This window comes from Phaeobacter sp. CAU 1743, assembly GCF_039839315.1.
In the GTDB taxonomy this organism is placed as follows: domain Bacteria; phylum Pseudomonadota; class Alphaproteobacteria; order Rhodobacterales; family Rhodobacteraceae; genus Phycobacter; species Phycobacter gallaeciensis_A.
The window spans coordinates 1-7,073 of sequence record NZ_JBDOQR010000118.1 but is presented as its reverse complement, the minus strand read 5'-3'; the positions used below and the strand labels follow the sequence as shown (position 1 = coordinate 7,073).

Genomic DNA, 7,073 nt, shown 5'->3' with positions numbered 1-7,073 from the left:
CCTCACGGGCATGCTGGCTGCGGGTGAGTTCGGTCCAGGCCATCGTGGTCTCCGTTCAGTGTCGTACCCGAACAGAAACACAACCTCCTGAACTCACTCAATTAGTTTCAAATCGGGCTCTGAGAGACGCGGAACCAGCCAGCGTTCCGCAAAGGCATACGTTGTCGTGACCCGGACCAGCGACTGCTCGACGTCCTTGTCGAGCATCGCGAAGGCTTCGCCAAGGGTATCAAAGGCAGTCTGCAGCTTGGGAAACAGCTCCTGCCCCGCAGGCGTGAGGGCGATCTGACGCGGACGGCGTTCCACCAATTGAAACCCAAGGTAGGCTTCAAGATGCCTGATCTGATGGCTGATAGCGGTCGCGGTGACGCCGAGTTCGTCCCCTGCATCGGCAAAGCTCAGCCTCCGGGCAACCGCTTCGAAGGCGCGAATTGCGTTTAACGGCGGTAGTTTACGCATGGTGTTTCTCACCGGCGAAAGGAAATCTCAGCATGGCCTGAAGAATGGTCATTTGTTTTTCGGCCTCCTCTTTCTGAAGCTTGTGGAATGAAAAGGGAGGAACAAATGACACGTAACATTATCACCACCCGGCGCCAGTTGATCAAGGGGGGGCTTGCAGCCGCCGCCGCCATCGCCAGCCCGGCCATCCTGCGTGCGCAGGGCCGTCGCACCCTGTCGATGCTCACTTGGGCGGGCCATGCCGACCCGGATGTGATCGGCGCCTTCGAGGAGGCGCATAACGTTCGCATCCGCGCCAAGGAATATGTCGGCGGCGACCAGATGCTCGCGCAAATCGCGCAGTCTCCGGCCGGAACCTACGATGTAATCCTGTCGGACGCGGAATACGTCGTCCAATTGCAGCAGGCGGGTTTCATTGAACCGCTGACACCCGAGGATTACCCGTTCGACGACTTTTTCCCGGAGTTCCAGAACTTCCGCGGTCACTGGTTCGACGGTCAGCCCTATGCGGTTTTCCTGCGGTTTGGCTTCCTCGGCCTGTCCCATAACCGCGCCGCGATGAGCGAGGCGGAAGCCCGCAGCTATCGCAGCATGTGGGGCTCTCAGCATGAGGGGCGGATCGGCCATTTCGACTGGCACCTGCCCAACCTGGGCGCGCTGAGCCTTCTCAATGGCAACGCGTCACCGTTTGACCTTGATGAGGCGCACTGGACGGAACTGACCGAGACGATGATGTCACTCCGACCTCAGGTGCGTGGTTTCTATGATTACGGCGGGATGCTGTCAGCGCTGCGCTCGGGCGAGGTTTCCGCAATCCCCGGCATCGGGGACTGGATCACCGGCGTGCTGGCGCGCGATGGCGCGGATGTCACCACAACCATCCCCGAGGAAGGCGGCCTGCAATGGACCGAGTCGCTGTCGATTGGCACGCGGTCGGAAAACCAGGATCTGGCCCGGACATTCATCCAGTACATGCTTTCCCCCGAAGGACAGGTGAAGACCGCCACGCTCAAGGCCTATCCGGCGATGATCCCGACACGGGCGGGCTGGGCGCGGCTGAATGATGAACTGCCGGGCGAGGCACAGCGTCAGAACATGGTGCTGAACGGCCCCAATGCGCTCGATGAAATCCGCGCCGGGCGTATCCGCCTGCGGGAGCTTCCGGTCCAGCAATCGCTGGAGGCCTGGAACGACGCCTGGACGCGTTACAAGAACGCCTGATGTCCGGTCCGGCCCCGGCGTAATCGTCGGGGCCGCAGCCCTATCGGAGATATCGACATGACTTCCCCTGCTTTCCCTGCCCGCACCTCGGGGCGCCGGTTCCACTTCTTCTTCAATCGTGCCTGGCAGGCGCTTTGGGTCCTGCCGCTGCCTGCCTGGTTGCTGCTGTTCTTTGCAGTGCCGCTTGGCCTTCTGGTGGCGATTTCATTCTGGTCTGTGGTGAACTACCGGCTGACGCCGGACGCCACGCTGTCGGCCTGGCGTTATGTTCTGGGCCTCGATTTCCTCTGGGCCAGTTTCTGGCGCAGCTACGGGCTGTCGATGGCCAGCGCTGTCGCGATTTCGCTGCTGGCCTTTCCGGCCTCCTACGCGATGGCCTTTGTCGCCGCGCCGCGCCAGCGGCTGATCCTGCTCGGACTTGCGATTGCGCCGTTTTTCACAAGCTATCTTGTGCGTATCTATTCCTGGCAGGTTTTCCTGACAGAGGGCGGCGTGATCTCCTCTATCGTTCAGGCGATAGGCGGCAAGGGGGAGAGCCTTCTCAACACCTATTTCGCGCTGTTCCTCGGCCACGCAACACTGGCGCTGCCGGTCATACTGATCCTGCAAACCATCGCCCTTGCCAATGTGGACCGGACCGGAATTTCGGCTGCTGCCAACCTTGGCGCGCGTCCCGGAGCCATCCTGTTCCGCGTCATCCTGCCTGCGGCCCGGCCTGGGCTGACGCTGGGGCTGCTGTTCGCCTTCCTGCTGTCTTATGCCGAGTTTGTCAGCGCCTCCTATCTGGGCGGTGGCACCTTCCAGACCCTGCCGATCCTCGTGACCGACCTTGTCCGGGCCGGTCAGCAATGGCCGCGCGCCGCCGTGGTCTCGCTACTGATGATCGCCAGCCTGCTAGTCACCGCCTTTGTAACCGTCCTCTGGGCCTACCGCGAGAAAGGATAAGACATGCCTCCGCATCTGAAACACGCCTTGCCAAAAGCCTTCTGGATTGCCGGACTCGCATTGGTTTTCCTGCTGCTCTACGCACCGATCCTGTCGGCGGTCCTGTTTTCCTTCAGCGCCGACCGTTTCCCAAGCCTCGATATGTCCGGGTTCAGCACCAAATGGTACGCGCAGGTCCTGACCGATCGTGCCATGCTAGAGGCCCTTTGGAACAGCCTGACGGTTGCCGGGATTACCGCGCTGATCGCCACAACCCTGGGATTTGCCGCAGCCTATGCGGACTATCGTTTCCGGTTCTTTGGACAGAAGGCTGTGCTCGCGCTGGCCTTGCTGCCGCCGACGGTTCCGCTGGTTATCCTTGGCCTCGCCATGCTGGCCTTCTTCTCCCGCATCGGCATAGCCGGCACGCTTGCGGCCGTGATCGCCGCCCATGTGGTGATCGCCGCGCCCTTTGCGATGGCGGTCTGCCGTCTGCGGCTGGCGCAGCTGGATGAGACGCTGGAAACTGCAGCGCAGAACCTGGGTGATGGAGCAATACCCCGAGACGGTCGAGGCGATCCTCGCGGGCGGCCATGAGATCGGCCACCACGGGTATCTGCACGAAGACCCAGCCGAACAGAGCGCCGAGGAACAGACCTATTGGTTCCAACGCGCGCTTGAGGTGCACCGGAAGATGACCGGCAGCACCCCGCGCGGCTATCGCGCCCCGGTCTATAACGTCACGCCCGAAGTGCTGTCGCTCGCGGTGAAACACGGGCTGACCTATGAAAGCTCGATGATGGCGGACGATCTGCCCTACCGGATCGACACCGCAACGGGCTCTCTCTACGAGCTGCCGGTGCATTGGGGCAGCGACGACTGGCCGCCCTTCGCGCATTTCGACGAGATCGGCTATAAGATGCCGGTGATGTCGCCGCGCCGCGGGCTGGAGGCCTCGTTTGACGAGTTCGAAGCGCAATACGAGGCCGGCGGCCTCTGGATCGGCATCTGGCACCCGTTCCTGACCGGGCGGCTGGCCCGCTGGCGGGTGGTGGAGCGCTGGCTCGAAGAGGTGCTGTCGCGCGGCGATGTCTGGTTCGCTCCGCTGGAAGAGATCGCCGCTTATGCCGCCAGTCAGGAGGCCGAAGGCACCTGGCTGCCGCACCGCGAGCCCGCCGCCCCCTACCCACATCCTGTCCTGATGGAGAAATGAAGATGGATAGCCTCAACACCCCCTTTGATGCCGCACGGCCCGACGGTGAGAACCCGAGCGCGCATCAGACCCTCGCAGAGGGTGGCCGCCTCAGTGCCGGTACCACCTACACCATTCCCGCCCGTCAGGGCCGGGCAATGCGCGTGAAAAAGGGCGAACTCTTGTCGGTCATCAACCGCGACGGCAGCCAGATCGGCGATTTCTGGGCCTTTGCCGAGGGCGACTGCAACGAATACCTGTCGATGGAGCACCTGCGCCCGACGCTGCGGCGCGTATCGCCGCGCCCCGGCGACGCGCTGGTGACCAACCGCCGCCGTCCGATCCTCACGCTGGTTGAGGACAGCTCACCCGGCGTTCACGACACGCTGGTTGCCTCCTGCGATGTGCTCCGCTACGCGCAACTGGGTCACGAGGGCTATCATGACAATTGCACCGACAACCTGCGCATGGCGCTGGGGGCCATCGGCCTGCGTCCGACATCGGTGCCGTGCCCGCTGAACCTCTGGATGAACACGCCGGTGGTCGACGATGGCGCGATGGAATGGCGGGCTCCGGTTTCGAGCAAGGGCGACCATGTGCTGTTCCGCGCGGAAATGGACGCCGTGGTGGTGATTTCCTGCTGCCCGATGGATCTGCTGCCGATCAATGGCGAGGATGCGCAGCCGAGCGCGCTGGAAGTCCAGCTGCATCAGGACACTGAGTGACCTCGGTCGCACAAAACACTGGGGGCGCGGATCGAAATCCGCGCCCCCCGATTTTACCGTCGCAGACGGATGCCTCAGGCGGCCTCTGCCGCCCCACCGGCCAGCTTCGCGGCCAGCGCGCGGGTGCGGGTCTCTGCCGTTTCAACCGAGGCCTCGTGACGCGCGTCCTTGAACTCCTGATATTCGATCGCGATGGTATCGATATCCGCCTGCGCTACACCGAAGTAATGCGCACAGGCCGCCAGCGCCGGGTCAAGCGCGTTGAGATGCGCCCGCACACCGCCCGGAGCAAAGCCGAACTCGCCGCGCGAGGACAGCACCACCAGCCGCTTGCCCGACAGGATCGGCTCAATCGGGGTGTCGCCACGCGCCAGATCAAAGGAGAAGGTCCGGCCGATCCGCGCGATATGGTCGATCCAGCCTTTCAGGGCGGTCGGCATGCCGTAGTTGTACATCGGCGCGCCGAGGACGACGATATCCGCCGCGATCACCTCATCGACCAGCTCATCAGACAGCGCCAGACGCTCACTCATCCACGGCTCGCGCTCTTCGGGCGGGGTGAAGGCCGCGTGAATGAATTTATGGTCGATCGCGGGGATCGGGTTCAAGCCGACATCACGGGTGATCACTTTCGTCTCCGGTGCCTGAGCCAGAAAATTTTGCGTGAACAGCCCGGTCAGATGACGCGTGAGGGAGCGTTCTTCAAGCTGGGCGCTTGCATCAATTCGCAACAGAGTGGGCATGGGAAATCTCCTGAGTTTTTCCACTTCGCGCCATGCCTACCAAGCGGCCAACCCACTGGCGAAAGCGAATATCTCAGGGCCTGGATGAATAGGATTCATCCAGGCTGCACCCCAAACGGAAAGGACAAGATCGATGCGGCGCCTGCCTCCGCTCCACGCACTCCGCGCCTTTGAAGCCGCTGCCCGACACCTGCATTTTGCCCGTGCCGCCGCTGAGCTTCACCTGACGCCGACCGCGATCAGCCACCAGATCCGCCAGCTGGAAGAAATCCTCGAGGTGAAACTCTTTCATCGTTATCCGCGCCCGATCCGCCTGTCGGCGGAAGGCGAGGCCCTGTATCCGGTGCTGCGCGAGAGTTTCGACCGAATGGCCGACACCATCGCAGGGATTTCCGAGCGGGATACGGACCGCCCGTTGACGGTTTCCGTCACGGTGGCTTTCGCCAGTCTCTGGCTCATGCGGCGGCTGCCTGCATTGCGCAGCGAGGCCGGGATGAACCTGAAGGTCGAGGCTGACAACCGGCCGGTGGACCTGTCCGGTGGCGATGTCGATTTTGCGGTGCGCTATGCCCTCCACCCAGAGCTGGGAGGCCAATGGTTGCCGCTGTTCGAAGACAGCCTGATCCCGCTCTGCGCACCTGACCTGCTGCGCCGCTGTCCGGTCAACGACGATGCCGGTATCCTGCGCCTGCCGCTGATCGAATACCGCTGGAGTGGCGGCGCAGAAGCGGCGCCCAGCTGGCAACGCTGGTGCCGCGCTGCCGGGCTTACGGGGGAGGCACCAGAGGTTACGCAGCACTTTTCCGAGGAAATCCATGCCATCGACTCGGCGCTTGCAGGTCAGGGCGTGGTGCTGGCGTCCAGCGTTCTGGCCGCCTCAGCTATGACCACCGGGCAGCTGTTACGCCTATCCGATACGGACTTGCCCGGCAGAACCTTCTGGGCAGTGAGCCGCGCCGATCATCCGCGCTTTGCCGAAGTGGAGCATTTCGCAAACTGGGCGCGGGCTTCCGGGTAGAGCCGCCTCGAAACCGGCCTGATGTTCTTAGAATTTGGGAAGTGTTTTAAACCTGTCGCGGAATTGTACCGCTCCTTTGACCATGTATCGTGTCGCAAAGGAGAACGCAGATGACATCGTGCCGACCGAGGAAAAACGTGATGGTTGTCCTGGCGCATATCCGGGAACAGTTTCGCCTGTCCCTGGGTAGCTATGGCCGCCCAGGCATGACCGAAGAGTTGAAGGATCTAGGGCCGAATGTTGGACGGCCAATACTGTTCTCTAACTGTCAGAATTTTCTACGCCAGCATGGCTTCCAGGCGTTTATATAGGAAACTCTAAATTGCGACGATAACGCTGCCGTCGCGGCATTCTTCAAGGCAAAAAGGCCGAACTGCTTTGGCAACGGTCCTGGCCGATGAGAGGAACCTCCGAACTTGCGGCCTTCAAATACATCAACGGCTTCTACAATCCGCACCGACAGCACTGAACCTAGGACTGTGACAGCCCCTTGGCCTTCAAGGCTCAAGCCACCTAAATGAGAATTTAGAACGGTATGCAAGCGTCACGAGGCCATGCCAGCCCACGGCACTGGGCAAGAAAACGCGCATCCATGTCATCTAGCCTTGGGGCAACCCCAGCGCGACCAAAGGCGAGGTCGGCCTTCTCGTGGAAGCGCACCAACTTATACCCGGAGTCACTGAAGACCCGAGATCTGAAGGGTTGACGTGCAAGAAGGTCGCGATTCAAGTAACGGCATGATCCGTCCCGGTTTTCTTACCTCTTCAGAGCGGCGTGAGCTTGTCGCTTGC

At 62.1% G+C, this 7,073-nt stretch carries 8 protein-coding genes and 1 pseudogene; 7 read left to right on the top strand and 2 right to left on the bottom strand.

The genetic code is table 11. The annotated features are described in order from the left end of the window. Window positions 1–93 precede the first annotated feature (93 nt). Window positions 94–459, bottom strand: a complete 366-nt coding sequence (locus AAFO90_RS23505; protein WP_347510996.1) for a LysR family transcriptional regulator — start codon at window positions 457–459, stop codon at window positions 94–96. 105 nt (window positions 460–564) lie between these two features. Here AAFO90_RS23505 and AAFO90_RS23500 point away from each other — a divergent pair, with 105 nt between their 5' ends. The 5 genes from AAFO90_RS23500 to AAFO90_RS23480 are packed head-to-tail and all read left to right on the top strand — an operon-like array spanning window position 565 to window position 4,521. Then, window positions 565–1,680 (top strand): spermidine/putrescine ABC transporter substrate-binding protein, encoded by a 1,116-nt coding sequence (locus AAFO90_RS23500; protein ID WP_347510995.1) that lies wholly within the window; start codon window positions 565–567, stop codon window positions 1,678–1,680. 57 nt (window positions 1,681–1,737) lie between these two features. Next, complete coding sequence (locus AAFO90_RS23495) at window positions 1,738–2,625, top strand: ABC transporter permease (protein WP_347510994.1); 888 nt, start codon at window positions 1,738–1,740, stop codon at window positions 2,623–2,625. 3 nt (window positions 2,626–2,628) lie between these two features. Next, on the top strand, window positions 2,629–3,201 hold the full coding sequence (locus tag AAFO90_RS23490) for a hypothetical protein (RefSeq protein ID WP_347510993.1): 573 nt from the start codon (window positions 2,629–2,631) through the stop codon (window positions 3,199–3,201). Next, entirely contained in the window at window positions 3,116–3,817 is a 702-nt protein-coding gene (locus AAFO90_RS23485; RefSeq protein ID WP_347510992.1) for a polysaccharide deacetylase family protein, read from the top strand. Before AAFO90_RS23490 ends, AAFO90_RS23485 begins: the two co-directional genes overlap by 86 nt. Window positions 3,818–3,819: 2 nt before the next feature. Continuing rightward, entirely contained in the window at window positions 3,820–4,521 is a 702-nt protein-coding gene (locus AAFO90_RS23480; protein WP_347510991.1) for an urea carboxylase-associated family protein, read from the top strand. A gap of 74 nt (window positions 4,522–4,595) precedes the next feature. Here AAFO90_RS23480 and AAFO90_RS23475 read toward each other — a convergent pair whose 3' ends face one another. Then, entirely contained in the window at window positions 4,596–5,264 is a 669-nt protein-coding gene (locus tag AAFO90_RS23475) for an NAD(P)H-dependent oxidoreductase (protein ID WP_347510990.1), read from the bottom strand. A 133-nt stretch (window positions 5,265–5,397) separates the two neighbouring features. Between AAFO90_RS23475 and AAFO90_RS23470 the strand changes: the two genes are divergently transcribed. Further along, window positions 5,398–6,282 (top strand): LysR substrate-binding domain-containing protein, encoded by an 885-nt coding sequence (locus tag AAFO90_RS23470; RefSeq protein WP_347510989.1) that lies wholly within the window; start codon window positions 5,398–5,400, stop codon window positions 6,280–6,282. Window positions 6,283–6,398: 116 nt separating this feature from the next. Next, window positions 6,399–6,530 (top strand): annotated as a pseudogene (locus AAFO90_RS23465) (IS3 family transposase); the annotation flags it as partial. Between the last annotated feature and the right edge of the window lie 543 nt (window positions 6,531–7,073).